At 36.4% G+C, this 26200-nt stretch carries 33 protein-coding genes, 1 pseudogene and 1 riboswitch; of the genes and pseudogenes, 19 read left to right on the top strand and 15 right to left on the bottom strand.

The genetic code is table 11. The features are described 5' to 3' along the window. Positions 1–218: 218 nt before the first annotated feature. The 3 genes from DIS06_RS06145 (at position 219) to DIS06_RS06135 (ending at position 2258) form a co-directional block, all read left to right on the top strand. Positions 219–1127 carry a DUF2515 family protein gene (locus tag DIS06_RS06145; RefSeq protein WP_239421901.1) on the top strand — a complete coding sequence of 303 codons (909 nt, stop codon included), beginning with the start codon at positions 219–221 and terminating at the stop codon, positions 1125–1127. Positions 1128–1587: 460 nt separating this feature from the next. After that, positions 1588–1848, top strand: a complete 261-nt coding sequence (locus tag DIS06_RS06140; RefSeq protein ID WP_110112354.1) for a hypothetical protein — start codon at positions 1588–1590, stop codon at positions 1846–1848. 53 nt (positions 1849–1901) lie between these two features. Next, positions 1902–2258: a YppE family protein gene (locus DIS06_RS06135; RefSeq protein ID WP_110112353.1), complete on the top strand. Its 357-nt coding sequence runs from the start codon at positions 1902–1904 to the stop codon at positions 2256–2258. A 39-nt stretch (positions 2259–2297) separates the two neighbouring features. On the opposite strand, the gene DIS06_RS20380 is transcribed toward DIS06_RS06135, so the two are convergent. After that, positions 2298–2465, bottom strand: a complete 168-nt coding sequence (locus tag DIS06_RS20380; RefSeq protein ID WP_204166764.1) for a hypothetical protein — start codon at positions 2463–2465, stop codon at positions 2298–2300. A gap of 137 nt (positions 2466–2602) precedes the next feature. Beyond that, positions 2603–2803 (bottom strand): YppF family protein, encoded by a 201-nt coding sequence (yppF, locus tag DIS06_RS06130; protein ID WP_110112352.1) that lies wholly within the window; start codon positions 2801–2803, stop codon positions 2603–2605. A gap of 191 nt (positions 2804–2994) precedes the next feature. Here yppF and DIS06_RS06125 point away from each other — a divergent pair, with 191 nt between their 5' ends. Both DIS06_RS06125 and DIS06_RS06120 read left to right on the top strand, forming a co-directional pair. Further along, positions 2995–3420, top strand: coding sequence for a YppG family protein (locus DIS06_RS06125; RefSeq protein ID WP_110112351.1), 426 nt, complete (start codon positions 2995–2997; stop codon positions 3418–3420). Positions 3421–3544: 124 nt separating this feature from the next. Then, positions 3545–4354: a YitT family protein gene (locus tag DIS06_RS06120; protein WP_110112350.1), complete on the top strand. Its 810-nt coding sequence runs from the start codon at positions 3545–3547 to the stop codon at positions 4352–4354. Positions 4355–4575: 221 nt separating this feature from the next. Here DIS06_RS06120 and DIS06_RS20375 read toward each other — a convergent pair whose 3' ends face one another. Continuing rightward, positions 4576–4728 carry a hypothetical protein gene (locus tag DIS06_RS20375; RefSeq protein ID WP_204166763.1) on the bottom strand — a complete coding sequence of 51 codons (153 nt, stop codon included), beginning with the start codon at positions 4726–4728 and terminating at the stop codon, positions 4576–4578. Positions 4729–4895: 167 nt separating this feature from the next. On the opposite strand from DIS06_RS20375, the gene DIS06_RS20370 reads away from it, so the two are divergent. Further along, on the top strand, positions 4896–5042 hold the full coding sequence (locus tag DIS06_RS20370; RefSeq protein ID WP_204166762.1) for a hypothetical protein: 147 nt from the start codon (positions 4896–4898) through the stop codon (positions 5040–5042). A gap of 89 nt (positions 5043–5131) precedes the next feature. On the opposite strand, the gene DIS06_RS20100 is transcribed toward DIS06_RS20370, so the two are convergent. Next, positions 5132–5758 carry a hypothetical protein gene (locus DIS06_RS20100; RefSeq protein ID WP_162595897.1) on the bottom strand — a complete coding sequence of 209 codons (627 nt, stop codon included), beginning with the start codon at positions 5756–5758 and terminating at the stop codon, positions 5132–5134. 204 nt (positions 5759–5962) lie between these two features. Here DIS06_RS20100 and DIS06_RS06110 point away from each other — a divergent pair, with 204 nt between their 5' ends. The 5 genes from DIS06_RS06110 (at position 5963) to DIS06_RS06090 (ending at position 11544) form a co-directional block, all read left to right on the top strand. Next, positions 5963–7039: a CotH kinase family protein gene (locus DIS06_RS06110; RefSeq protein WP_110112349.1), complete on the top strand. Its 1077-nt coding sequence runs from the start codon at positions 5963–5965 to the stop codon at positions 7037–7039. A 134-nt stretch (positions 7040–7173) separates the two neighbouring features. Beyond that, positions 7174–8127, top strand: coding sequence for a hypothetical protein (locus DIS06_RS06105; protein ID WP_110112348.1), 954 nt, complete (start codon positions 7174–7176; stop codon positions 8125–8127). 58 nt (positions 8128–8185) lie between these two features. Further along, positions 8186–8851: a DUF2642 domain-containing protein gene (locus DIS06_RS06100; RefSeq protein WP_110112347.1), complete on the top strand. Its 666-nt coding sequence runs from the start codon at positions 8186–8188 to the stop codon at positions 8849–8851. A 198-nt stretch (positions 8852–9049) separates the two neighbouring features. Beyond that, positions 9050–9164: riboswitch (SAM riboswitch) on the top strand. A gap of 69 nt (positions 9165–9233) precedes the next feature. Then, positions 9234–10379, top strand: coding sequence for a trans-sulfuration enzyme family protein (locus tag DIS06_RS06095; RefSeq protein ID WP_110112346.1), 1146 nt, complete (start codon positions 9234–9236; stop codon positions 10377–10379). Continuing rightward, complete coding sequence (locus tag DIS06_RS06090) at positions 10363–11544, top strand: trans-sulfuration enzyme family protein (protein WP_110112345.1); 1182 nt, start codon at positions 10363–10365, stop codon at positions 11542–11544. Before DIS06_RS06095 ends, DIS06_RS06090 begins: the two co-directional genes overlap by 17 nt. Positions 11545–11584: 40 nt before the next feature. Here the strand turns inward: DIS06_RS06090 and DIS06_RS06085 are convergent, their stop codons facing one another. The 6 genes from DIS06_RS06085 to DIS06_RS06060 form a co-directional block, all read right to left on the bottom strand. Beyond that, positions 11585–11863: a hypothetical protein gene (locus tag DIS06_RS06085; RefSeq protein WP_110112344.1), complete on the bottom strand. Its 279-nt coding sequence runs from the start codon at positions 11861–11863 to the stop codon at positions 11585–11587. 48 nt (positions 11864–11911) lie between these two features. Further along, positions 11912–12586, bottom strand: a complete 675-nt coding sequence (locus tag DIS06_RS06080; protein ID WP_110112343.1) for an SIMPL domain-containing protein — start codon at positions 12584–12586, stop codon at positions 11912–11914. 119 nt (positions 12587–12705) lie between these two features. Next, positions 12706–14220: a sodium/proline symporter PutP gene (gene putP / locus DIS06_RS06075; RefSeq protein WP_481746844.1), complete on the bottom strand. Its 1515-nt coding sequence runs from the start codon at positions 14218–14220 to the stop codon at positions 12706–12708. A 367-nt stretch (positions 14221–14587) separates the two neighbouring features. After that, positions 14588–15598 carry a spermine/spermidine synthase domain-containing protein gene (locus DIS06_RS06070; RefSeq protein WP_162595896.1) on the bottom strand — a complete coding sequence of 337 codons (1011 nt, stop codon included), beginning with the start codon at positions 15596–15598 and terminating at the stop codon, positions 14588–14590. Continuing rightward, positions 15588–16001: an adenosylmethionine decarboxylase gene (gene speD / locus DIS06_RS06065; RefSeq protein ID WP_110112340.1), complete on the bottom strand. Its 414-nt coding sequence runs from the start codon at positions 15999–16001 to the stop codon at positions 15588–15590. Before speD ends, DIS06_RS06070 begins: the two co-directional genes overlap by 11 nt. Positions 16002–16161: 160 nt before the next feature. Beyond that, positions 16162–16668 carry a YhcN/YlaJ family sporulation lipoprotein gene (locus DIS06_RS06060; protein ID WP_110112339.1) on the bottom strand — a complete coding sequence of 169 codons (507 nt, stop codon included), beginning with the start codon at positions 16666–16668 and terminating at the stop codon, positions 16162–16164. 273 nt (positions 16669–16941) lie between these two features. On the opposite strand from DIS06_RS06060, the gene DIS06_RS06055 reads away from it, so the two are divergent. From DIS06_RS06055 to DIS06_RS06050, 3 genes are all read left to right on the top strand, one after another. Further along, entirely contained in the window at positions 16942–18627 is a 1686-nt protein-coding gene (locus DIS06_RS06055; protein ID WP_110112338.1) for an acyl-CoA dehydrogenase family protein, read from the top strand. A 76-nt stretch (positions 18628–18703) separates the two neighbouring features. Then, complete coding sequence (locus DIS06_RS20095) at positions 18704–18874, top strand: hypothetical protein (RefSeq protein ID WP_162595877.1); 171 nt, start codon at positions 18704–18706, stop codon at positions 18872–18874. Between the two features lie 130 nt (positions 18875–19004). Further along, positions 19005–19622, top strand: a complete 618-nt coding sequence (locus DIS06_RS06050; protein ID WP_110112337.1) for an acetate uptake transporter — start codon at positions 19005–19007, stop codon at positions 19620–19622. Between the two features lie 96 nt (positions 19623–19718). Here the strand turns inward: DIS06_RS06050 and DIS06_RS20570 are convergent. Both DIS06_RS20570 and DIS06_RS06035 read right to left on the bottom strand, forming a co-directional pair. Continuing rightward, positions 19719–20071, bottom strand: a pseudogene (locus DIS06_RS20570) (transposase); the annotation flags it as partial. A 315-nt stretch (positions 20072–20386) separates the two neighbouring features. Beyond that, positions 20387–21289: an AEC family transporter gene (locus DIS06_RS06035; protein WP_110112334.1), complete on the bottom strand. Its 903-nt coding sequence runs from the start codon at positions 21287–21289 to the stop codon at positions 20387–20389. A 232-nt stretch (positions 21290–21521) separates the two neighbouring features. Between DIS06_RS06035 and DIS06_RS06030 the strand changes: the two genes are divergently transcribed. The 4 genes from DIS06_RS06030 to kynB are packed head-to-tail and all read left to right on the top strand — an operon-like array spanning position 21522 to position 24538. Further along, complete coding sequence (locus DIS06_RS06030; protein WP_110112333.1) at positions 21522–21704, top strand: hypothetical protein; 183 nt, start codon at positions 21522–21524, stop codon at positions 21702–21704. A 55-nt stretch (positions 21705–21759) separates the two neighbouring features. Beyond that, positions 21760–23046, top strand: a complete 1287-nt coding sequence (gene kynU / locus DIS06_RS06025; protein WP_110112332.1) for a kynureninase — start codon at positions 21760–21762, stop codon at positions 23044–23046. Positions 23047–23059: 13 nt separating this feature from the next. After that, on the top strand, positions 23060–23899 hold the full coding sequence (gene kynA, locus DIS06_RS06020) for a tryptophan 2,3-dioxygenase (RefSeq protein ID WP_110112331.1): 840 nt from the start codon (positions 23060–23062) through the stop codon (positions 23897–23899). 15 nt (positions 23900–23914) lie between these two features. Further along, on the top strand, positions 23915–24538 hold the full coding sequence (gene kynB, locus DIS06_RS06015) for an arylformamidase (RefSeq protein WP_110112330.1): 624 nt from the start codon (positions 23915–23917) through the stop codon (positions 24536–24538). Positions 24539–24586: 48 nt separating this feature from the next. On the opposite strand, the gene DIS06_RS06010 is transcribed toward kynB, so the two are convergent. Next, positions 24587–24883, bottom strand: coding sequence for a DUF6509 family protein (locus tag DIS06_RS06010; protein ID WP_110112329.1), 297 nt, complete (start codon positions 24881–24883; stop codon positions 24587–24589). A gap of 188 nt (positions 24884–25071) precedes the next feature. On the opposite strand from DIS06_RS06010, the gene DIS06_RS06005 reads away from it, so the two are divergent. Then, positions 25072–25851, top strand: coding sequence for an SDR family oxidoreductase (locus DIS06_RS06005; RefSeq protein WP_110112328.1), 780 nt, complete (start codon positions 25072–25074; stop codon positions 25849–25851). Positions 25852–25891: 40 nt separating this feature from the next. On the opposite strand, the gene DIS06_RS20920 is transcribed toward DIS06_RS06005, so the two are convergent. Continuing rightward, entirely contained in the window at positions 25892–26050 is a 159-nt protein-coding gene (locus DIS06_RS20920; RefSeq protein ID WP_481746843.1) for a DUF4176 domain-containing protein, read from the bottom strand. Beyond that, a complete protein-coding gene (locus DIS06_RS20915) occupies positions 26043–26168 on the bottom strand; it encodes a DUF4176 domain-containing protein (RefSeq protein WP_481746842.1) in 126 nt (41 codons plus the stop codon). Before DIS06_RS20915 ends, DIS06_RS20920 begins: the two co-directional genes overlap by 8 nt. Positions 26169–26200 lie beyond the last annotated feature (32 nt).

Here is a 26200-nt window from a genome sequence, read left to right as displayed (position 1 = left end):
CCCTTTAAAAGTAAATACGTCAAAAATATATAATATATCATACCAAAAATCATAAGGAGATGGACTGATTAAGTTTTTTCAGAAAAAACAGAACTAACAGAAAAAATAATCAAACAGTCCTAGTAAATCGACTATTTTTTATGAAAGAAAGTGGTACAATGAATGAATTGTCATTTGAAAAACGACTCTTACATTATATTAAATACAAAAGAGAGAAAATGAACATTGATAATGTTTCAAGAACAATTGCGTATGCTGACTATTATCGTTACTATCCAGAGATTCAATGGTCATTTCTAGCGAGCATGGTGTCTCGTAATGCTGGATGGAATATGTGCGACTTAGAAGGGAAGTGGATGCCTCGTTTGCTAAGGAAACAAACAAGAGATATCCTTTTTCTTACTTATGAGCGAGCAAATTGGCTCATTTTTCACGATGTATATCCGCAATTACTTATTTACGCGGTTTCAAAAGCAAAGCAAAAGTCGTACTTTTATTTATTACCTTATTTCGGTGTGTCTTCTTTTATTAGAGAAGAATGGCAACGTTTTTGGGAAAAAGGTGATCAAGAGCGTTTACGCACATCGTTAATTATTAATGAGCAAAACATTATTCAACAACCAGTCATTGAACATCCATTTTACCAGGAAAAGGTGTTTCGTTCGTTTATTTTTACTTTTCAAGACTTTCTCCATTTTTCTTGCGTCTTATTTCCAACGTTAGAAGGGCAATTATATGGCTGCTCTGTTCATGATTTTTGGAAAAAATCGAAGCGGATAGAATTGGGTAAAAAATTAGCTAAACTTTTATTTCATCCAGCTCATCATGAAGAATTTTTACAGTTTTCCAATCAAACCATTCATACAGGTTCAAGATATGATTATGAGCAATATCTTAAAGAAGACGTAGAACGTCATACACCTATTTTACGAACAACTTTTCCACTAGTTTCACATCATCAATCTAAAGATAATCATTGGCAAGAGAGTCGGAGAAAAATTAGAGTATGGCAAAAAGATGTTTCACTTCCACCTAAAATAAACGTGACAAAGTGGTATCGAAAGAAACAAGTAGAACTCCATTTACTCATTAAGTTACAATCATATGTTCATCATCCATTGCAATAAAATGAAACACTTTACTATTTATTTATGCCTTTTTTAATGCCTATTTTGTAAAAGGAATTTCATTTACGGGTGAAAAGTAGAGTAATAAGTGAAAAAGAGCGATTGAAAAAGTTGTTATGCTTTTCAATCGCTCTTTTTTACACATTAAGTAGAGGGCTGATTTGGGCCGTTTAATTTCTTAGGATCAGCATATGTTTTTGATTCTGTTTGTTTTGGAGCGTTGTTTGATTGTTTTTTTTGTTGCTTTTGGTTTTGACTCATTGTTAACCACCTCCTACTAGAAATAGTGTTTACCACTTCGTTCATTTCATTCTTATGACAAACAGGATGTGTTGTCGAATTTTTAACTCAGCGGGTGTAAAATCACTTTCTTTGACGAATGGTTACTAGTTTTGTCATGTCACTAGGAGAACCTGATAAGAGGGAGAATATATAAGTAAAACAGTCTGGAGGGATGATGATGAAACAAAACTTAGTAGCAACACAAGATGTGTTAAGTTTGTTAGATGATGTTTTATCCCAATTAGAGATAACGGAAAAAGAAATGTCTGTTAAGATAAATGAGTCAGTTACTAAGCAAGAAAAGTCATTCTTTGATCATGCTAAACAAATTAATCAATCTTTAGGCGATTTAGAGAAAGCAACGAAAGATACGCAATATTGTCATTCTCAGTTAGGGTGGAGAGAGTCTAAAAGAGAAGTCATCCTTCGAACAGTATAGCTAAAAATTTATAGACATGTATGATACAATATCAACTTAGAGGTGAAAATAAAATGATAACAAAATCAACAGTGATTGAGCTTACTGAAAAACTATTTGTATACAATGAGAAAGCTCTAAGTCGTCTTTTGCATGTTCATCAAACAGAAGCAGAAGCTGATTTTTATATGGAAGTAAAGCCTTATGTGGACGCGTTCTTTATAGAGCTTGATGAATGGGAAATGGTAACGAAAAAGTGGATTCAGGACGAAAAGCCGAAATACATTCATCTTAATCAGATTACGTCAACAATTGAAAACTTGCATAATGTGGTTTTGCAATCGTTTTATAAAGATACACGTGAAAAGCGATTTAAACAAATGTATCAAGCAAATAAGTATGTATTAGAATCAATTTTAGCAAACGAATGAAAATCCCGTCTTTGCATAACAAGGCGGGATTTTTTGTGTTTACGCTTTTCCAGTACGTGTTGAAACTGGCTTTTCTCCATCGTGAGCAAAAGGTTCAATTGAATATTCGACTATTTCTTCTGTTTTTGGAGATACTTGTTGTGCAGCTTTAGACGGCTGTTGTTCATGACCTTGACGTTTATGATTAAAATGCTTTCCTCTACTCATATTAAAACGCCTCCTTTATTTTAAGAGTACATTACTAATATGAGAGTGAATGAAATCGCTTATGTATGGAATAAGAAGGGAAAACAAACGACAACTAACAAAAAAGCCACCAACCCTTAAGCTGATGGTCTTATCCATTAATGATGTTCTTCAACAGTCACAAAGTCTGGTTTTTGAGCCCCAATTAATTCAAGCTCTTTCACGATCGACTTATATTGTGAAATTGAAATGTTCCCTTTTAAATATTTTTGTTGTGCAAAGTCCAGAAGTTCATTGTGATGTTCTGGTTCGTACTTTTTACATTCAACAAAACTTTTACGAAGTTCGTTCACACACATGTAAATTCCCTCCTAATCCCCATTTGTTTCATCTTACCATAGATATGAGTTAATTCTTTTATTTGAAAAATTGAAACTTTCGACAAATATCAACAAATAATGCGTTAATGAAAATGTTTTAGTCGTTATGGAAATCACCTATAAGCTTGTATAGGCATATGATGTACTATTGATAAAAGGGAGGTTATTGCATGCATGCAAATCATTATCATCCAACTGAACAACATCATGTTGATTTAAGTCAATATTATCCGTTTCCTCAATATACTCAACCGATGAGGCCAATGCCAGCTTACTGGCAAGGAGCTTACATGCCACAGCAATCTCCATTCGTTCAAATGCCAGTTCCACAAATGAATGGAGGACCATATGCACAGCAACCATTTCAACAACCGTATATGATGAATATGAACAATCCTTACGTCACACCTTATCCGAAAATGAATCAAGGAATTAAACAGCAACCATCACAAATGCAATCGTTTATGTCTCAATTTAAAACATCAAACGGAACTTATGACATGAATAAAATGATGAATACAGCTGGACAAATGATGGGGGCAGTTAATCAGTTAACATCACTTGTGAAAGGATTTGGTGGTATCTTTAAAATTTAACGTGTGAAGAAGTTCTTTGATATGAATGAGTGATATTTCAGAAAAAACTATCTTTTTCTGTTTTATTTAATCCTCTACTATAATAAATTCAATTATTTTTAGTTTATGATTGAGGAGAACAGAAATGACCAGGATACTTATTATCATCATCGGATCGATACTTGTAGGGATTGCGTATAATCTATTTCTTATTCCGCACGAAATTTTAAGTAGTGGATTAAGCGGAGTTGCCATTATGCTTGGGATTATTACCCCCTTTAATACCGGCGTATTAAACTTTTTATTAAACTTACCTTTGCTTATTTTAGGTATTTTAAAACTTGGTAAGCGGTTTATCTTTTATACCATTTTATCAGTCGTTGTATTATCAGTAAGTCTGTATGTTATTCCTATCGTTCAAGTCTCTACAGAACCTATTTTATCTTCGTTATTTGGTGGTGTGTTAACGGGTATTGGAATTGGACTCATTTTCCGTTCATCAGGCTCATCTGGCGGTTTTGATATTATTGCCATGCTATTGACAAAGAAAAAGGACTTCCCGTTAGGAGCTTTAATTTCTGCAATGAATGCAGTGGTTGTCATTGCTTCTGGTTTTGTGTTTAACTGGGACGCTGCACTAAATACAATGGTAGCCATATATGCAACAGGAAAAGTGGTCGATACCATTCATACAAAGCACATTAAATTAACACTGATGATTGTAACTAGAAAAGGAGAGGAAATTAAGCAGAAGTTTCTTTCGAGTTTATATCGTGGTGTAACGTTAATAGATGCAGAAGGTGCGTATTCAGGCGAAAGACAAAAAATGTTAATGGTTGTTATTACTCGCTATCAATTAGCAGATGTCAAAAAAATGATTAATGATACAGATCCTAATGCATTTGTGAATATAACAGAAACGACTGAAGTAGTCGGTTCTTTTCATAGAGCATAGTAAAAGCGCATTTATCATAATCCTTCTCTTCTTCTCCAGAGTTTCTTTAAACTGGAGAGAGGAGAAGGATTTTATTTTATCGTTTTTGTTGTTGAGAATCTAAATAGTTTTTTCCTAATAATGCAAATACTTCGTTATATGTTAACCCGGATTGTTTATTTAATCTTTTTACTTCTTCTACATTTGTAGAACGGCTTAATTTGGTTAAAGAGTTGCTGGAATTAAGAACGCTTGAAGTATTGTTCAAACTTCTCATCTCGCTTATGTGTAAAATAAGGATTTTTCTCTTCGTTTGTATCAGGGTCTAAGTGCGTTTTAATGACAAGAGTTGGTGTGTTAGACGGTGTTACGTACATTTTTTTATTTGTAGACATCTAGTTATCCTCTCCTTCTACATTTAGTGTGATGTTTAATGAAAAGAATATGTAAACAAAAGGAGTCCAAATCTTTCTTTCAATAGCAGGATTTTTAATGAAATAAAAAAGTGATGATGATTCAAACTATTGAGTGTAAAGAAAAATAATGTGAAGAGGTGAACTGTATGACAAATAAAAATAACAATCGTGAACGTCAAAATAAATACCCAAATAACAAAATGAATGAAGAGTTTTCAAGCGAAGTGTCTATTCAAAAAGACGCTACACCAGAACATAACGCAAAATATGGTCAAAAATCTCATAAAAACTAAGAAAGCTGACAAAAGTCAGCTTTCTTAGTTTTTATGAGACACCGCCTAATCACTACGGTTATGTGAATATAGTGACTGACATAACGAACTTAAAAGCGAAGTTCTTCTTGGTTTCCATCTCGGAAGATACGTGTGCTGTTGCTTGAACTTTGTCGTTCAGGCATAGAACGTTCTTCACGATTACTGTTAGAACGAGAGCGATTGCCGTTAGATCGAGAACCCTTGCTGTTAGAACGAGAACCCTTGCTGTTAGAACGAGAACCCTTGCTGTTAGAACGAGAACCCTTACTGTTAGAACGAGAATCTTTGCCATTAGAACGAGAACCCTTGCCGTTAGAACGAGAATCTTTGCCGTTAGAACGAGAGCGATTGCCGTTAGAACGAGAGCGATTGCCGTTAGAACGAGAATCTTTGCCATTAGAGCGAGAATGCTTGCCGTTAGAACGAGAGCGATTGCCGTTAGAACGAGAGCCGTTAGTGAATTGTTGAATCTGTTGAAGGCCCGTTGTTTGAGTCATTGTATTCATGTCACTATTATCTTCTTGTGTGTCTTCCTGTAAATCAGCAAGAGCTGCTTCAATTTCAGCCTCAATTTCTTCCATTGTTTCTACTTCATTTGATTGATCTTCTTTAGGCTCTTGAAACATAAATCCACCAAGTCCAGTTGCTACTGCTTCTTGAGCAGCTCCATATAAGTCACGGTTTTTAAAAAACACGATTTTTCCCCCTTAAAATAATACATATCTATCAATCCTCATAAACAAAACAATAAAGTTTGTCTCTACTTTTAATGTACGTAAAAAGAGAAAACATGCTCTAGTGTAATCGTTTATTTTTCACAAAATAGAACAATCGCCTTTGTATCACTCATTTCTTTCTCGTCATACCATTTAATAGGTACAAGTGAAAGGGTGTGAACAATGATGGATTGCTATCAATTTTTTATCCGTCCAAACGATATAAAGGAACTAAAGAAAGATATTTGGTGTGATGAACCTATTCCAGCTCAATTATTAGTACAGAATCAAAAGATAGAAATAGATATTGTTTATCGAGGAGCGACTACCCGTACTCTCAAAAAGAAGTCTTACTTTGTTCGCTTCTACAATCCAAAGAAATTGGGGGGTGAGAAGGAATTTCATTTGAATGCAGAGTATTTAGATCCTTCTTTCATGAGAAACAAGCTCTCACTTGATTTTTTTCACGATATTGGCATCTTGGCGCCACAAGCACACTATGTCGAAATGAAAATGAATGGAAAGAGAGAAGGGGTTTATTTAAAGATTGAATCTGTTAATGAAGATTTTTTGAAGAAACGAAATGTACCAACAGGTTCTCTATTTTATGCAATAGACGCGGATGCTAACTTTTCACTAATGAGTGAGTTAACTCAATCGTTAAAAGAAAGCTTAGAAAAAGGATACGAGTCAAAGTATTTGTATGGAAACGATCAGCAGGCGTTAGTCGAACTTATTTATAATGTTAATACTCTATCGCATGATGAGTTTGCCAAAAAGATTCCTGAGGTGATTCATGTTGAAAACTACCTACGTTGGTTAACGGGAGTGGTATGTACCCAAAACTATGACGGATTTGTACAAAATTATGCTCTGTACCGTAATAGTCAAACAGGATTATTTGAATTAATTCCTTGGGATTGTGATGGAACATGGGGGCGAAATTTGAATGGAAATGAAATGCAGGCAGATTATTTGCGTATACAGGGATTTAATACCCTATCTGCGAGGTTGTTACATTTACCGATTTTTAAAGCGCAATATCGAGACATTCTAGCTGAAGTGTTAGAGAAGCAATTTACAGTTGAATACATGGGACCGAAGATAATGAGCCTTTATAACATGCTTTATTCGTATGTGGAAAGTGACCCATATATCTCAAAATATAGTGAGCAGTTTAAGAAAGAACCAGCATTTATTTTGAATTTTATAGATAAGCGTCGGGCGTTTTTATATAAGCAGTTAGATGAACTTAAATAACAAGGTGTTACGTTCTATTAGGCAAGCGTTGATTTATGTAGAAATAGGCGAATTACTAGAGTCAAACCCCTATTGTGACACGTATATATACAGTATGAATGACCAATATGGATAGATATCAAGGAGGAAGTATAATGACTTATCAATTGCACAACAGCAATAAAATGTCGGGCCATTTCCACACATCATTACGGCCTTTAGTCGGAAAAGCAGTAAAGGTCAACCGTGGTGGTCCAGAATCCAAGTCTGGTATGTTATTAGATTTGAAGCAAGACTATTTAGCATTAGCCGTTAACGGAGCATCTCATGTTTCTTATTATCAGTTAAAGCATGTAAAAAGTGTAACAGAGGATTCTAAAGTAAACTCTGGTCAAGGTAATTCAGGAGCAGAAGGATCTGTTTGTCTGAAAGAAAAATCATTTGTCTCTTTGTTGAAACAGTTAAAAAGTAACATGATTCAGATTAATCAAGGCGGTCCAGAAGCAACAAAGGCATTTTTAATTGATGTAACAGATGCTTATATGATCGTACTTAGTTTGAAAGATGGAATTTCATACTTCAATATTGATCAAGTGAAAAGTGTGACGTTGGTTAATGACAAGTTACCGAAGTTGAATTCCGAAATGGACTACGTTCGTACAAACGGATTTGCAAACTTATTTAAAGCATTAATGACGAAATGGGTTTCTCTCAACGTAGGTGGTCCAGAAGCTGTAGAAGGAATCGTTGTTCAAACTTCGCCTCACAACATCATGTTAATAAAAAACAAAGAAGTGCTTCGAATTCAATTAGCTCATATTCGTAGTGTAAGTGAAGGAGAAAGAGGCTCATTTAAAATGCAAGAAGCAGCTTCAGAACAGGAAGAGGCAGCGCGCACGAACGAAACAGAAAATAGTACAACAGAAAATAATAGCTCAAAAGAAGAAAATACAGTAGAGAATAGTGGTTCTACAGAAGAAAATAATGCAACAGACACTAGTGATGCTAAAGAAGAAAAAAGTGCAAAAGAAGGAAACAACGAAACGAATCAAGCAACAATTGCTCAAGAAACTGTTATTACAACTAGAGATTATCGTTGGAAAGGGTAACTAAACAGTTGGGTGCGATTGAGCACCCTTCTTCATCTATGAGGAAGGAGGTAAAAAGATGTCTACTGCACTAAAATCATATATTGGCAAACAAGTTCAGCTTGAAATAACAGGTAATACAATCTTTTTAGGCATATTAATTGATGTAGGTCTTGATATACTCGTTCTCTTCGATGGAAAACAATATTTATATGTTCCGATGCTTCATTTGCATAGTATAAAACAATATACAGAAGAAAAAATTAAAAGCGCAGATATAGAAGATTCTATTTTTAATGAATCAGAAGTGATTTCTTATCGGAAAATGCTGCAACATGCAAAAGGCAGGTTCGTGGAAATCTATGTGACAGGGAACAAGTCAATTCATGGATACATTACAAGTGTACTTAATGATTACTTTGTTTTTTATTCACCTGTTTATAAAACAATGTGTATTTCCTTACATCACTTAAAATGGCTAACACCATACAATCATGAATTAACCCCTTATATGCTTAATAACGAAGAACTCCCTGTAAAACCATCTTCTATTCCGTTATCTCGAACATTTGAAGAACAATTAAAGAAGGTAGAAGGAGAGCTTGTTGTATTTGACTTAGGTGATAACCCTTACAAAATTGGCGTCGTAAAAAGTATCGCAAATAACATTGTTGAACTCATAACAGCAAATGGAGACGAGATGTTTTGGAAACTTATGCATATTAAAACGATGCATCTCCCATAAGGAAAACGAAGCCAATGAGGTGATACTCATTGGTTCACTTTTATGAGCAGTTAGACTATCAACAATACATATCATCATACAATCAAAACGCTTAATAGATATTATTGTTGGATTTTTTAGAAAATTGTATTGACAATTATCATTGATTTTATTAAAGTGGATATCAAATAGTTTTATACATGAAACGAAAATAAGCAACTCTTATCCAGAGAGGCGGAGGGACTGGCCCTATGATGCCCGGCAACCATCAAATTAATCTAATTTGAACGGTGCTAATTCCTGTAGAACAATTCTTTGTTCTAACAGATGAGAGAAAGTGTTACATACAAACACTCTTCCATCTGTGAAGGGTGTTTTTTATTTAGGAAGAGGAGAGAAAAATATGCATATTGAGACGTTACTTGTACGATCAGGGATGAAAAGAGATGTAGCAACAGGTTCCATTACTACACCTATTTATCAGGCATCAACATTTGAACACCCGAGACTTGGAGAAAGTACTGGATATGACTACGCAAGAACAGCAAATCCAACAAGATCGGCATTAGAAGAAGCAATCGCTAACTTGGAGAAAGGAAAAGTTGGTTTAGCATTTGCTTCAGGGATGGCTGCGATTACCTCTGTATTATTACTGTTTAAAAGTGGTGATCACCTTGTTGTATCAGAAGATTTATATGGAGGTACGTACCGTGTGTTAAGCGACATTTTATCTGAACATGGTGTGACGGTCACATATGTGAATACAGCGAACATAGAAGAGGTTCGACTTGCGATTCAATCAAATACGAAGGCGTTATTTATTGAAACACCAACAAATCCGATGATGCATGTAACAGATTTAGAAGCATCAATCGAGTTAGCTAACGAGTACGCTTTATGGACCATTGTCGATAACACCTTTATGTCTCCATACTATCAGCGTCCAATTGAGTTAGGAGCAGATATTGTCATCCATAGTGCGAGTAAGTATATAGGTGGACATAATGATGTAGTAGCTGGATTGGTTGTGACTCGATGTTGTGAGCTCGGGGAAAAAATACGATTTTATCAAAATGCAGTTGGGGCTATATTAGGCCCACAAGATAGTTGGTTATTGTTAAGAGGAATCAAAACATTAGGAATAAGAATGGAAAAGCATAATGAAAATGCATTACAAATTGCTCACTGGTTAACAAGTCGAAGTGAGGTTGAAAAAGTTTATTACCCAGGACTTGAAACGCACCCAGGGTATGAAGTAATGAAGAAGCAAGCAAGTGGTTTTGGAGGAATGATTTCGTTTGCAGTGAAAGACCCGGACCTTGTGCCATTTATTCTTGAACACGTAAACATTATTACATTTGCAGAAAGTCTTGGTGGAGTGGAGAGCTTAATCACATTCCCGGCTAGACAAACTCACGCTGATATTCCAGAAAAAATACGTGATCGAATTGGTGTGACAAACTGTTTATTGCGATTCTCAGTAGGGATTGAGCATGCAACTGATTTAATTAAAGATTTAGAGGAGGTATTTGATGCTTATCGAAAATGAAGAAAACTGTCAATTCGGAACGAAGTTAATTCATGCGAAAACGGGTATTGAAGGACATTATGGTGCAGTAAACGTCCCAATTTATCAAGTATCTACATTTAATCAAGAGGCAGAAGGTAATAACGGAAAGTATGATTATTCCCGCTCAGGCAACCCAACACGAGAAGCGCTGGAAAATACGATTGCACAACTCGAAAACGGGGCAGCTGGATTCGCTTTTTCATCGGGGATGGCGGCAATCTCGTCTGTGCTTTGTTTATTTGAATCAGGGGACGAGATTATCGTTTCTCATGATATTTACGGCGGCACATACCGTGTGCTGACTCAACTTTTTTCAAGGTTTGGTATTAAAGTGATATTTGTTGATACTACTAATATTGAAGAAGTAAAGGGTGCCATTACAGCTCATACAAAAGGTATTTATCTTGAAAGTCCGTCTAACCCATTTTTACACATCACGGATATCAAAAAGGTTGCTACGTTAGCGGAAGACCACCAATTACTTACAATCGTTGATAATACGTTTATGACGCCGTACTTACAACGGCCAATCGACCTTGGTGCTCATATTGTCATCCATAGTGCAACAAAGTATCTCGGGGGGCATAGTGACGTTGTAGCAGGGTTAGTTGTGGTTAGCGATGAACAACTTGCGAACGAAGTGAAGTTTGTTCAAAATGCGTTTGGTGCCATATTAGGTCCACAAGACAGCTCATTAGTACTAAGAGGGATGAAAACATTAAAAGTAAGACTAGATCAACAGCAGAAGACCGCTTTAGAGTTAGCTAACTGGTTGGAAAATCATTCGTTTGTTGAGAAGGTGTATTATCCTGGATTAATTGATCATCCGCATTATCCACTAGCTTCTGAACAAGCAAGCGGATATGGTGCCATTATCTCTTTTACATTAAAAGATGAAGCATTGACGAGTCACTTTTTAAAAACGGTCAAATTAGCATCAGTTGGGGTTAGTTTAGGAGGGGTAGAATCTATTTTGACTCATCCAGCAACTATGTCTCATGCGAGTATTCCAAAAGAGGTCAGAGAAGAAAAGGGGATTACTGAAACATTGCTTAGAATTTCAGTAGGGCTAGAAGAAGGTGTTGATTTACAACATGACTTTGAGCAAGCATTACAAACGTTTGCAAGTAGTTTTTCTGTTTAACAAAACATAAAAAAGGTTGATGAGTGAATGGATTTCCTCATCAACTTTTTTTTATAATAAATGTCTCATAAATATTTGTATATTCCTCAATGAGCGCAAGTTTTTCATCGGATGTTAAAGTACTATCAAGAATCCGTTTGATTGCCCATTGATATTTAATATGAGGTGGTTTTCTAACACGAGGGTGAGTCATTTCATCGAGTAAATCTTTTTCGATTGCTTGATATAATACATCCCCACTATTACTGTCATGTTCATTTGCAAATGAACGATTTGACCAAAGTTGTTTATAAGTGTGAAGCAACTGACTTGATGTCATTTGTACCCTCCTTGTAAATAATTGCTTCACTTATTATAGTACAAATTGTTAATAATGATAAACTACTTTGACAATAGCTGAAATGGTCAGCTCTTGAGCTTGAATCGGTGGTGCGGCGCTAACTGACCCAAGTCCAAAAACTTTTGGGCTACTTTCTCTTAATTGACTAGATTCAACGATTTCAGTAGGAAATGGATTCAACGTTACTTGGATTGTTTTAGCAATCGTTTGAGCTTTTTCTTGTGCATTTAAAATCGCTTCTCTTAATGCTTCATTGTAGAATGGTTCAGGATTGCTTACACTAAATTGAATATCTTGAGCGATGTTTGCACCATTTGTGATGGCAACATCGTATACTTCACCAGCTTGCTTTACATCCTTTACTTTGATAGTAAAGAGATGTTGTACTTCATATCCAATTAATGTTGTTTTTCCGTCTGAATAATCATATTTAGGATTTACCGTAAAAGACTTCGTTTGAATTTGATCACCTGAAATACCATTATTATTTAGCGCCTCAATCATTTGTGTAGAGGTCAATGAGTTAATCTGTAAAGCATCTTTTACATTTTCATCTTCCGTGCGTACACCAATGACTAACGAAATGGTATCAGGGATCGCTTCTACTTCACCCCTACCAATCACTGTAACGGATCGATCTTGTGTTCTCTGTTGATTATGATAAGGGGGAGGGGTGTAGTTTGGATAAAAAGACGGTTGCATTATTAAATCCTCTCCTTCGTAACGTTCGTATGATATACCATTATATGTTCCAAACAAAAGTTCATCATAAAAAAGTGAGCGAGTAAATGAAAAATTTACTCGCTCACTTTCATAATATCTTATTTTGTTTCTTCCTCTAATGTTTCTTCCATTTCATCAAATGTGTTTTGTACTTTCTTAGAAGGATCTTTCGTTAAGTAACTTACCACAATAACGGCTAGTAAACTTAAGAAGAATCCCGGAATCATTTCATACATAAAGTCTTTTAAAGTTGGGACGTTTACCCAGATTAAAACCGTGACAGCACCAACAATCATACCAGCTAGTGCACCCCAACGTGTCATTTGCTTCCAATATAGACTTAATAAGATCGCTGGTCCAAATGCAGAACCAAATCCTGCCCAAGCATAACCAACGAGACCTAAAATTGTATCACTTGGGTTATAAGATAAGGCAATCCCAATTAATGCCACTCCGAATACAGCGATACGTCCAACTGTTACTAACTCTTTATCAGATGCACTACGACGGAAGAATGCTTTATAGAAATCTTCTGTTACTGCACTAGATGTAACAAGAAGCTGAGAAGAAATGGTGCTCATAATCGCCGCTAAAATTGCTGCTAATAAGAAACCAGTAATTAACGGATGAAACAGTACTTGTGCAAAGACGATAAAGATTGTTTCAGGGTCTGCTAATGTTGTTGCTGTATTTTCAACATAGGCAATTCCTACAAGTCCAGTGAACATTGCACCAATAATTGCGATAACCATCCATCCCATCGCAATACGGCGTGCTGGCTTTAGTTCTTTTACGGATGAAATAGCCATAAAACGAACAATAATATGAGGCTGTCCAAAGTAACCAAGTCCCCATGCTAAGAATGAAAGTAGTCCAATAAAAGATGTTCCTTTAAAGAAATCTAAGTAAGTTGGATCAATATCACGAATCGTATCAAATGTTGGCCCAACGCCACCTAAATCTGTAAGTGCAACAATCGGTACAAGAATAAGAGCAATAAACATAATAATACCTTGTACAAAGTCGGTTAAACTAACGGCTAAAAATCCACCAAATAATGTGTAGGCAATAACAACACCTGCTGTTACGAATAAACCAATTTTATAATCTAATCCGAATGCTGATTCGAATAGCGTTCCACCAGATACCATACCGGCTGAAGTGTACAGTGTGAAGAAAATAAAAATAACGACCGCTGATACTGTACGAAGAATTTTTGAACTATCTCTAAAACGATTTTCAAAAAAGTCAGGGATTGTAATAGAGTCATTCGCGACTTCAGTGTAAGTACGAAGACGTGGGGCGAGGATTAAGTAGTTTATATAAGCACCAATCGATAGACCAACAGCAATCCATAAACTTGAAACACCGGTCGTGTACATCGCACCTGGTAAACCCATTAGCATCCAACCACTCATATCAGATGCACCTGCTGATAAAGCAGTTACGGCAGGTCCTAGACCACGTCCTCCTAACATGTATCCTGAAATATCATCTGTTGATTTTTTATATGCGTAAAATCCAATTCCAAGCATACCGGCAAAATAAATGGCCAGTGCTATAAAAACTTCTGTTTCCACAATATCTCTCCTTTGTTTTTTTAGTATGTACATTTAGAAAATTGCATAACATCAAGGTTTTGTTGCTTATGGTTTCTTAACCTAACAAACAATTACCCAAGTATCAAGTGATTAAACATAAGGAAATTGTTAGAAAAGTTTACTTCATCCCTTCATGCGATAACAATGAAAACGATTCCAATATTCTTATAAAATAAAACTATTCATAATATTCAGATGTGTTATTTGCCCTTTATAAAAGATAAAAGTAAGGTAATGTAAAGGTAGTTTGTGCAACAGGTTTTCAAAACATACTACATAACGATTGTGTGAATAAAACAAAAACCTTCATCCTGTTGTCAAATAGATTTATGACAGTTAACGGACAAAGGATTGAGGCCATTATAAACTTAGTTACTCATTAACCTTTAATTTCTTTTAAAAAGATCTTGTGCAGCAATAAAGCTTGTTCACTATTTACAATGGCATTTTGTCTCTGGTTATAAATAGAAGTAGGAAATGAGAAAAGTTTTTCTATAGTAGGGAGGGAACGAGTTTGAACAGGAAGGTTAGTCGTTTGTACTTTTAGTTTCGTTTTTGAAGCTAAGTGAAAGCCCCAGTCCCCGAAGGAAGGAACAATCGTATGGTAACCAACTGTAGATAAACCTGCTGCCTCCATCGTTTTGGCAATGCTCCAGTAAACAACAGGAGTATCTTCAGGAGAGTTAGATTGACAAACGATAATTCCATCATCTGAAAGGTAACGTTGAAGGTTGTTATAAAATTCAACGGTGTACAACTTGCTTGTGATCTCATTAGTAGGGTCCGGGAAATCCACGATAATAATATCGTATGGCTGAAGCATCCCTTTTAAATATTGATTGGCATCTTGGCAGTAAATGGTTACACGGCTATCAAAGAATGATTGATTATTTAACGCAGATAAGTTTGGATTTGATGCAGCGGCATTTAAAACAATGGGATCTAAGTCAACAAGGTCAGCTTGTGATACTTGCTCATGCCTCAAGACTTCTCTTAATGCAAGTCCATCACCACCGCCAACAATAAGGACTCTAGTAGCATGAGGAGCAAACATGAAAGCTGGATGCACGAGTGCTTCATGATAAATCTTTTCATCTAGGGAACTAAATTGCAACTGTTCATCTAAATATAAGCGAAGGTCAGCTGCTTCTACAAGGTGAACTTGTTGATAAGGACTATTTTCTTGGATAATCATGGTATGGTCTTGTTGTTGAATGGCTTGTAAGCTGAGTTGATCCCACTCATCTACGGTTTTATTCGGATTAGTAAGCTTTTGTTGACTACTCTTTGTTTTCTTATTGAGGTTAGCGTCATTTTTGAGAGGAGAGTTTGCTTGTTTCTTTTTATAGTAAGCGGAAAGCCATAAGTTAGAAGATTTTTTATTCAGCATCTTTTTGTCCTCCGTCATTGAGGGGCGTACCTAGAATTGTGGAAGAGATTGCTTGTTTATGCTTTTCTCCACGAGGAAGATAGTAGACATTTGCATACTGACATTCAAGACCTTTTAACAGTGTGTGAATCTCTGTCATAGGATTGCCGTCTCCGCATGTGTATAAGTCGAGTGCAGCATATCCTTCTTCAGGCCATGTATGAATCGAGAAATGGGAAGTTCCTAGTACGATGACCCCTGTAATACCTACTGGGTGAAATTGATGAAAGTGTGTATGAAGTACTTCCATATGAAGCGTTTTTGTGATGTGCAAAAGTAATTCTTCTAATGCTTTAACATCATTTAAGAGAGCAGAATTACAAGCAAAAGCATCGACAACCATGTGATGTCCATTTATTTCCATTTAATCACTATTCCTTTCTATATTGGATACTAGTTTATCGTATGTACAAGCAAAGAAAAGGCTTGTGTGTCTATCATTACTTTTAAAAAAATGTTGAAAACTAGAAACAGGCTATTGAGAGTTCTATCAATAGCCTGTTTAAGTAGGTGTTGCCTATTATTTAGCGAGCGTTAGGAAACACGCGACGAACAACCTCGTTAAATTCATCAAGTAAACCAGTGAGTGGTCGCCCAGATTCAATCTTATTTACATAGTTACCCATACGATCTACAAAATCAGGATTTGTAGATACATACACGTTATTAATATCAGGATCAGCAGCTTTCACTTCATCTGAAATTTTACGTTCAATTTCTTTTGTTAATTCACCTTCAGTATTATTCTCTAACACAGCTCCTACATATGCATTATTATCCGTAACAATAATATTTGCTTGGCGAACTTCTTCTAATTTTACAACGCGATCTCCAGCTTCATTTGCTACGCGAATACGTGTTTCTTGGTTATTTTGAGTTGTGTCGTTTGTATTGTTTACATTTTCATATACGACGTTACGAGCATCGTCTTGCCCCATAAGTTCATTTTTACCTTGTTGATTTGAAGCGCAGCCAACAAGTGATAAAACAGCCAATGAGCCAACGAAAATGGTTGGGATTACTCTTATCATTTGTTATTCCTCCTTTAAAGTTGTTCATGTTTTAGGGTGGTGTAAGAGAAAGTCATTTATTCTCTTCTCTATTTCCAATTTTTGTGAAATCTTTTGATTGACCTTAACGTGTACATTGATTAAAATATAAGAAAATTCAGATATATTAAAAGTACTTTGATTACTAGTCCTTTTTAACTCACTATGGAGTTTGACATAAGATAGAGTTGCGAGAGAAAACAAGGAAGATGTTGAAAATTTTGGAAAATGTTTCAATAAGGAGGACGAAGAAAAATGGACAGAAGTCAATTATTTGTAAGTGATCCAAATTTAAGACGAATATTGAAAAAGCATTTAGACAACGACATGTTTCAATATGCAGAGAAACAACTGCAAGATTTTTGGCACCTTTGTCAAAATGAGTTTGACGAACGAGCCATACATACCGATCGAGAAGGACAACCAAAGCTCATTAAATACGATGCATATGGCAATGATTGCTCTTATGTTTGGTTAAATGAAGGCTACAAACAAACAATTCAACAAACATACGGTGCAGGAATTGTCGGATACGTACATAAGCGAATTCCTGAGTTAGATTGTCGTGGAAATTATATTTATTCATATGCACAAGGGTATTTGTTGTCGCAAGTAGAACCAGGATTTTATTGTCCGGTTACACTAACTATGGCTACAGCTTACTTACTTGAACACTATGCAGATGAGGCGTTAAAAGAAAAATATTTACCACATGTGCTATCAACGGGCGAAGTGGAACTTTACGAAGGAGCCACCTTTCTGACAGAACGACAAGGAGGTTCTGATGTAGGAGCGAACGAAACAAAAGCTATCAAAGAAGGAGATAGGTATAAATTATATGGAGAAAAGTATTTCGCTAGTAATGCCGGAGCGTGTGGAGTTGCGACGGTTCTTGCTCGCATTGAAGGGGCAGAACGAGGGACGAAAGGGTTAAGTTTATTTCTTGTACCGTGGAAAAAAGAAGACGGCACATTAAATCATCTATCCATTCGCCGCTTAAAAGACAAATTAGGTGTACGAGCTGTACCATCAGCGGAAGTCGTGTTAGAAGGAGCAACTGCTTATTTAATAGGAGATGCATCAAAAGGATTTTATTATATGATGGAAGCCTTGAATTTATCAAGGGTATGTAATGCAATTGCGTCTGTAGGGATTATGAAGCGAGCATACGATGAAGCAAGGTCATACGCTAACAAACGTAACGCATTTGGAAAGAAGTTAACAGACTATCCAATGATTCAAGAGACATTAGTAGAACTAGCAGTGAAACAGGAAGTTCAAGTAAGTGCGTGCTTTGAGTTAATTTCATTATTTGACAGAGTGATGACGAGACCAGATGAGTCATCAAAAGAAGACAAAGCGTTAAATCGCTTATTAATTGCACTCTTAAAGATGCGTACAGCGGAAGATGCGATTCATTTTTCACATGAAGCCATTGAAATGCATGGAGGCAATGGATATATTGAAGACTTCGTCACACCTCGGCTGTTAAGAGATGCTCAAGTCTTAACAGTATGGGAAGGTACAGCAAATACGCTTGGCTTAGAAGTACTTCGTTTACTTCATAAGTTCAATGTGCATGCTTTATTTACTAAGCACATTCAAAGTTTGCTCAATTCATTGTCTTCCAAGTGGGGAAGCGAAATACAGCAAATAATGAATGAGATGACAAAAGTAGCTGCATTAGTGGCGCATGTATCAAAACAAAATAATGAAATTCAAACATATTATGCAAAAAAAGTTGCCAATCAAATGTGTGATGTGTATCTATGTACAATTGCTTTATGCAATGCAGATAGTGGAGGGGAGCGAGAAAAGGCAATAGCAAAGCTTTTTATGCGTTTGACATGGGGACATTCGCTAATTGATGATGATTTATTACCACTTACTTATTTTAAAGAGATTGTATTGCAAGAAAAAAATAGCTTGTCTCGTACATGAACCCTTCTCTGTTGTAAATAATAATACAAGGTGAACGGCACCAATGTTTCATTTATACAACAAGAGGTGATTAGTCATGAAAAGAAATCGGTTTGATAAAAGTCAGTTAAATCTGCATACACATAAAAATAAGTTTAATGAAGAAACGTCCATTGAATTAACAGCAGAAGAGGCGCAACTTTTATTTGAAACGTTACAAAATAAGCGTAAAGAAGTTATTAATGAAGACATTGATCGTATGCTTTAACGTGCAGGGTGGTAATGAATTCTCTAAAAATAACAACTTCTTTTTAAAAGAGTGAATAAGGCCGAAAATTATTGACACATGTTTACCTCTCTAGTATCTTGTTTAAGTATGTGCTTTTGAGGAGGTAAACATGGAAAATCAATCAACACAACACGTTAAAATGACAACGGCTGACCCATCCGCAATCGGATTATTTGGATTAGCAATGGTGACACTTGTTGCTTCATCACAAAAATTAGGATTAACAGAAGGTCTTTCTTTCGTCTTACCATGGGCGCTCTTTTTAGGAGGTTTCGCTCAATTATTTGCATGTATTCACGATGCGAAACATAATAATACATTCGGTACAACGGCATTTGGAGCATTCGGATTGTTCTGGCTTGGAGTTGGAACGTCATGGTTAATTCAATTAGGGTTCTTCGGTGAAAATTTAGCTGCAAATGTGGATCCAAAACAGCTTGGCTTTGCATTTGTAGGATATTTAATTTTTAGTATTTACATGACAATTGGCGCAATGGAGACGCATAAGGTCTTATTCTTTATTTTCGTTTTAATTGACTTCTTATTCATTGGCTTGTCATTAAGTTCGTTTGGTATTATGCCGCATGCGACACATATGTTAGCTGCTGTATCTGAACTGTGTATTGCTTTATTATCATTTTATGGTTCAGCCGCAGCTGTATTAAATACGCACTTTGGACGTGTGTTTTTACCAATCGGTAAACCGTTTGGTATTTTTAAGAAGTAATAGAAAAGAGGCTGGGACATAAGTGTTTCAGTCGATAATATGAGGCTGACTCAAAAGGTTGAATAAATTCGATCTGAGAGTCGCCTCTTTTACTTTTCATCCAGTTTCTGGGTTTTGGTTTGATGGATTTATAAGGGAAAGAGAGATATTCCTTCCCTTCATTACCCTAATTTTTTTGTTGGCTGCCCACTTCAGTAAATTGTGTGCAGCGCAAATAAGACTCCAATCCGTGGTATTTTGGATAGGCCTCTTAACCCAAATCTCTTAAACGCTCGATTGTGCTTAATCTGTCCAAACACAGGCTCTACATCTATTTTTCGCTGCCTGTATCTTTTGCTTCCTTCTTCCGTGGCCAAGCGTTCACGAACTTCTTTTCGTTGTTGGTGGTTTCTCACTGAGACCTGTACGATTTTTGTATCTTTGTCTTTGGCACAGGTTGTTTGGAACGGAAATCAACGGACTAATTTTAGAAGCTAACCTAAAAAGAGGGTGTCCAAAAGTTTATACCTTTTGGGACACCCTCATTTTTTGGTTAAAAAACAAGTTTAAAAGAATAGTGGAATGGAGCGTAGGACACTCGACTCCTGCGGGAAATAGAGGAAAGGCTGAGACTCCGCAGGAACGAGGAGGCTCAGGTTGATCCCTGCGGAAAGCGAGTGGCTGGAGCGAAATGGAACGAACTTGTTGTTGTAACATCACGATGACAGAAACGTTCTTGTTCGTTTTTGAGAAGGAATCATTTCGTTATGTCCCACCTTCTTTTTTTATAAGACGATGCTCAATACAATTGGCAAGGTAATCAAACTAAGACACGTACTGATTAACGTTGCACTAGAAACAAAGTCTGTATCAGTATCAAATTGTAATGCATACATAGTGGTATTAGCCGCACTTGGCATAGCAGCCATAATAATCATAATTTGTTTTGTCATGTCATCAACAGGTAGAAATAACGTAATGATAAAAGCAATAACAGGTGATAATAAAAGTTTTAAAGATAGTGAAAATGATAGCTTATAAATGGCTAAGTTTTTAATTTTAATATTGGCGAGTTGCATACCTAATACGATCATAATCGTAGGAATTGTTGCACTGGCAACTAAACTAACCGCCTCTTGAATTGGCTTTGAAAGAGGAATGCTCATGTATTGAAAAATGACGCCTAGAGCTGCTCCATACATAATAGGCATCCGCTGAACTGCGCGAATAGCTGAACGAACTCCATCAGCTTCTGGACTTCCTTTTGCTGCATAGTAAACACCTACTGTACACATAATTAATTGCTGTAACACCATTAATACAATCGCAATATCAAGACCCATCGCTCCAAATACAAGTAAGACGACAGGTGTTCCATAATTTCCATTATTCATAAACGCAGAAGCTAGAATCATGCCACAGAGTTCATTTGTCGGATATTTTTTTATAAAGCCAATGAGATAAACAATGCCAATGATGGTAAAGCAAAGTACAAGAAGAAAAATGCCTAAATACACATAAGTCATGCTTAATGCATTTGTATAAAATGTTTGAAATGTAAGAACGGGTGACATTAAGTATAGCGACATCTTTGAGATGTTTTTTGTATCAAAGCCAATGGTTTTTTGACCGATAAAGCCGAGAGTGAAAATACCGAAAATTGGCAGTAATACTTGTAGAAAGTCCATAGTTTAACTCCTTTCGCAAAACAACGCCCATATAACCTTATCGAATTGTAAGGTGTTAAGACAAGTGAGGTACTTCAAAACACAAAATAGTTAGTTAGCCTTATTATAGAGAATAAACGAAATAATAAGCAATATGTAAATGATTTTGTGTCATTTTGAATTGTTAAATATGATAGATTAATAAGTAAGGATACTAGAAAGAATAATATTAGTTGATGAGAAGGGGGATAAGGTGAGTCGTTTTCATTGTTGTGCTACTTGTAAACATTTTAAAGCAGTAAAGCTAGAACAACGTATGATGTATTATTGTGAACGATTACGATATGAAACAAAGCCAACGTATCAATTTAATTGTTGGGAACCGAAAAAGCACGTTCAACAGTTAATTGAGAAAGAGCAAAGAAAGAATAAATGAAAGCGCTTTAATTAACTTGGTGAAATTTTAGTAGATTATGAAAAAGGGTGGTAGCATGGGTGGAAGTACATATAAAAGTACACGTGACTTTGCAAAAGCGTTAGATCAGCAAGATGAACTTGCGTCTTATCGTGATGAGTTTTATTTATCAACAACGTCGATTTATATGGATGGGAATTCACTTGGATTGTTAAGTAAACGAGCAGAGGCGTCATTACTAGATGTTTTGAACGATTGGAAAAATCTTGGAATTGATGGTTGGATGAAAGGAAAACATCCATGGTTTCATTTGTCGGAGGAGTTAGGTGAGAAAAGCGCACCTTTAGTAGGGGCGTTACCAGAAGAGGTTATTGTTACGGGATCGACGACAGTTAACTTACATCAGCTTGTAGCTACGTTTTACAAACCGACTAATAACCGGACAAAGATTTTAGCCGATGAATTAAATTTCCCCTCTGATATTTATGCGCTTAAGAGTCAACTGCAGTTAAGAGGATATGACCCAGAAACACACCTTATTCGTGTGAAAAGTCGAGATGGGCGATTTATTGATGAAGCCGATATTATTGCAGCAATGACGGATGAAATCGCACTTATTGTATTGCCGACTGTTTTATATAGAAGTGGTCAGATCCTTGATATGAAACGATTAACAATAGAAGCTCACCAACGTGGGATAGCGATTGGATTTGATGGCTGTCACTCAGTAGGAGCTATTCCACATCAATTTCATGAATGGGACGTTGATTTTGCTTATTGGTGTAATTATAAACACTTAAATGGTGGACCAGGAAGTGTAGGTGGTTTATACGTAAATAAAAAGCACTTTGGGGAAAAGGTAGGTCTTTCTGGTTGGTTTGGATCTCAAAAAGAAACGCAATTCGATATGAATCACACGTTTACACAAGCAGAAGGAGCAGGAGCTTATCAAATTGGCACACCACATGTGATGAGTGTTGCACCACTTATTGGTTCTCTTGATTTATTTTTAGAAGTAGGAATTGAAAAAGTGCGAGCAAAGTCGCTTAAACTAACAGATTATCTCATGTGGTTAATTGAAACAGAACTTGATGGAATGGGCTTTACAATTGGGAATCCCCGGGAAGATAAGCGACGTGGTGGTCATGTCAGTATCGAGCATCAAGAAGCGGCACGTATTTGTAAAGCGTTAAAAGATCATGGTGTGATTCCGGATTTTCGTGCTCCTCGTATTATCCGTTTAGCACCAGTCGCTTTATATTCATCATTTGAAGAAGTGTGGGAAGTTGTTCAGCAATTGAGAAGTATAATGATTGAGAAGAAGTATGAGCACTATAAAAACGAACGTGAAGTAGTGGCATAAGGGGGGCAAGAGAATGAGCGAGAAAGACGGTCGATCGTTAGAAAAGGGAATCCAAACAGATTTTAAAAAGTCGATGTCGTATGGGGACTATTTACAGCTTGATCGTATTTTATCTAGTCAGCAACGATTATCAAATCATCATGATGAAATGCTTTTCATCGTAATTCACCAAACAAGTGAATTATGGATGAAGCTTATTTTGCATGAACTAACTGCTGCGACGGCATCTATTCGTCAAAATGAATTAGAAGAAGCATTTAAAATGCTATCTCGTGTTTCACGCATTCAACAACAGCTTATTCAATCATGGAGTGTGTTATCAACATTGACGCCTTCTGAATATATGGAGTTTCGAGATCAGTTAGGTCACTCTTCCGGTTTTCAATCGTATCAAAATCGTCTTATTGAGTTTGCACTAGGACATAAAAATAAGCATACGCTTGCTGTTTACGAACATGAACCTACTCTTTATGACAAATTGAATGAAGCATTGCAAGCACCGAGTATTTATGATGCATCTATTCAAGCGCTTCATGGAAGAGGATTACTAACGGATGAAGCTTGTTTAACGAGAGACTTTTCTCAAGTATATGAGCCAAACGGCAGTATAGAATCTGCTTGGTTAACGGTGTACAGAGACGTTGAGAAGTATTGGGATTTATATGAGTTAGCAGAAAAACTAGTCGATATTGGCAGTCAACAACAGCTATGGCGATATAATCACATGATGACAGTTGAACGAATTATTGGTCATAAAATGGGTACGGGTGGTTCTTCTGGTGTGACGTATTTAAAAAAGATAGTTGACCATCAATTCTTTCCAGAGTTATGGAGCTTACGTACGAAGTTATAAAAGGAGATGAGCAAAATGAGTAGATGGATTGATGTATCACAAAAGCTATATAATGACATAGCAGTGTGGCCTGGAGATACACCATTTTCATACCGAATAAGTTGGAGTAAAGAGGAAAGTGGATCTGTCAATGTCGGAGAAGTAAAGATGAGTACACACACTGGTACGCATATTGACGCACCGTTTCACTTTGATGATAACGGAAAACGTGTCATTGACTTAGATGTGAATTTATATATAGGAGAAGCACTCGTTGTTCACATAAAAGAGCCTCAAGTGATTGGGTTAAACGAACTCAGTCATCTAGACTTAGATGGTGTGACAAGGTTGCTTATTCGAACGGATGCATGGACGAATCGCTCCGCTTTTCCTGGAAGTATCCCACCTGTTGAGCCAGACGTCGCTCCTTATTTAGCGAAAAAAGGTGTTCAGCTATTGGGCCTTGATTTACCGTCTGTAGACGCATTAGACAGCAAAGAGTTACGTGCTCATCATGCGCTACGTGCTCGTCATATTCATATTTTAGAAGGGCTTGTACTTGATGACATTGAAGAAGGGTTGTATGAGTTAGCAGCACTACCACTTCCGCTTGTTGAAGGAGATGGAAGTCCGGTTCGAGCTGTTTTACGTAAAAAGTAAGCAAAAGGTGAAGTCAGTAAGTTGCTTCACCTTTTTAGTACGCTTAAATTATTGTTCATCTGTATGTAAGTTATCACGACAAAAAGCTTCAATCATTTCTTTCTCATCGTCTTCTAACTCAAAATCTAAATACTCGTTTGTTTCCATTTCTAAGAAATGATAATTCGTGATGGATTGCTTGTCTTCATCGACTGTATAAAGAACTTTTAGTGCTAATCCTTTATCTGTATGTAGTTCATCGTCTTCAGGTACATCTAAGTATAAGAAGAACTCATAACGATCTCCTGTTAGAATGTTAAATGGATCTTCCAACTTTTCAACTGTATATTCTGTAATTGTTAGCATACGCAACACCTTTCATTGTAAACAAAGATTTCATTCCTTATTATACACATTTTTTCATGAATTCAAAGGAAACAGCAGAATGAATGACGAACACATTTGTAACCGCCTTTTACTTTATTATCTTTTCAAAAAGATAGTATAATAGGAAAAGAAAAGTCGAACTAAATCGGATAAGGAAGTATGTGACTATGATTGCAAATGAAAAAGTAGCATTCATTACTGGTAGTGCGACAGGCATTGGAAAACGAACAGCGATTGAACTTGCCAAGCAAGGTATTCATATTGTGATTAATTATATGCGTAGTGAAGAAGACGCGTTTACGTTAGCCAGTCATTTAGAGACTCAGTATCATGTTCGTACCTTAGCATTACAAGGAGATATTTCGTCATTTTCAGATTGTGAGCGAATGGTAGAAGTCGTAAAAGAACACTTTGGTCGAATTGATGTATTAATTAATAATGCAGGTCCATATGTATTTGAGCGAAAAGCCATGGTTGATTATGACGTAGACGAATGGAACTACTTAATAAATGGAAATTTAAATGCCGTATTTTATTTATGTAAGCTTATCGTTCCAATCATGAGAGAACAAAAGTGGGGACGAATTGTCAACTTTGGATTCGACCGAGCCGAAACAGCACCAGGATGGGTATATCGCTCTGCTTTTGCAGCTGCAAAGGTTGGACTTGTATCATTAACCAAAACTATGGCACTAGAAGAAGGCAAGCATGGAATTACAGTCAACATGGTATCTCCAGGCGATATTACAGGAGAATGGAAAGAAGCAGACATTGAATCTGCTCAACACACCACCGAACCATACACACCTGTAGGACGTGTCGGAACAGGGGAAGACTTATCCCGTGTGATCGCATTTCTATGTGACGATAAATCGGACTTCATGACGGGCAATGTCATTCCAGTCACAGGTGGGAAAGATGTACTGGGGAAGATTATGTATCAATAATGAGAGCTAAACTAAAACGAAACCAGCTAGGGTACGTACCTTAGCTGGTTTCGTTTGTTGCTAGAAATGATTTAAATTCCTTCTCGTCTTCATCGACAAACCCTGTAAAGATAACGTTGTCAATGTCTTTATGATTAAATACATACGTGTATTCAGGAGAAATGTACCCTTCAGGATAAGGCCCCCCCCACCTAATCATACATCTGCTGATTGGCTCCTTCGCCCGTAACGAGTAATTGTTTTCTTCTGTGAATCATAAGCTTTTTATTTCCACCGTGTAACAGAACAATGGATCCGCTGGGAAGTAAATGATTCATGTATTACACCCCCTTCACAAACTTCTTTTTTC

This window comes from Bacillus sp. CGMCC 1.16541 (genome assembly GCF_003184905.1).
Lineage (GTDB): Bacteria > Bacillota > Bacilli > Bacillales > Bacillaceae_H > Priestia.
Note: the sequence above shows the minus strand (reverse complement) of the source record. Positions and strands in the feature narration are given on the sequence as shown.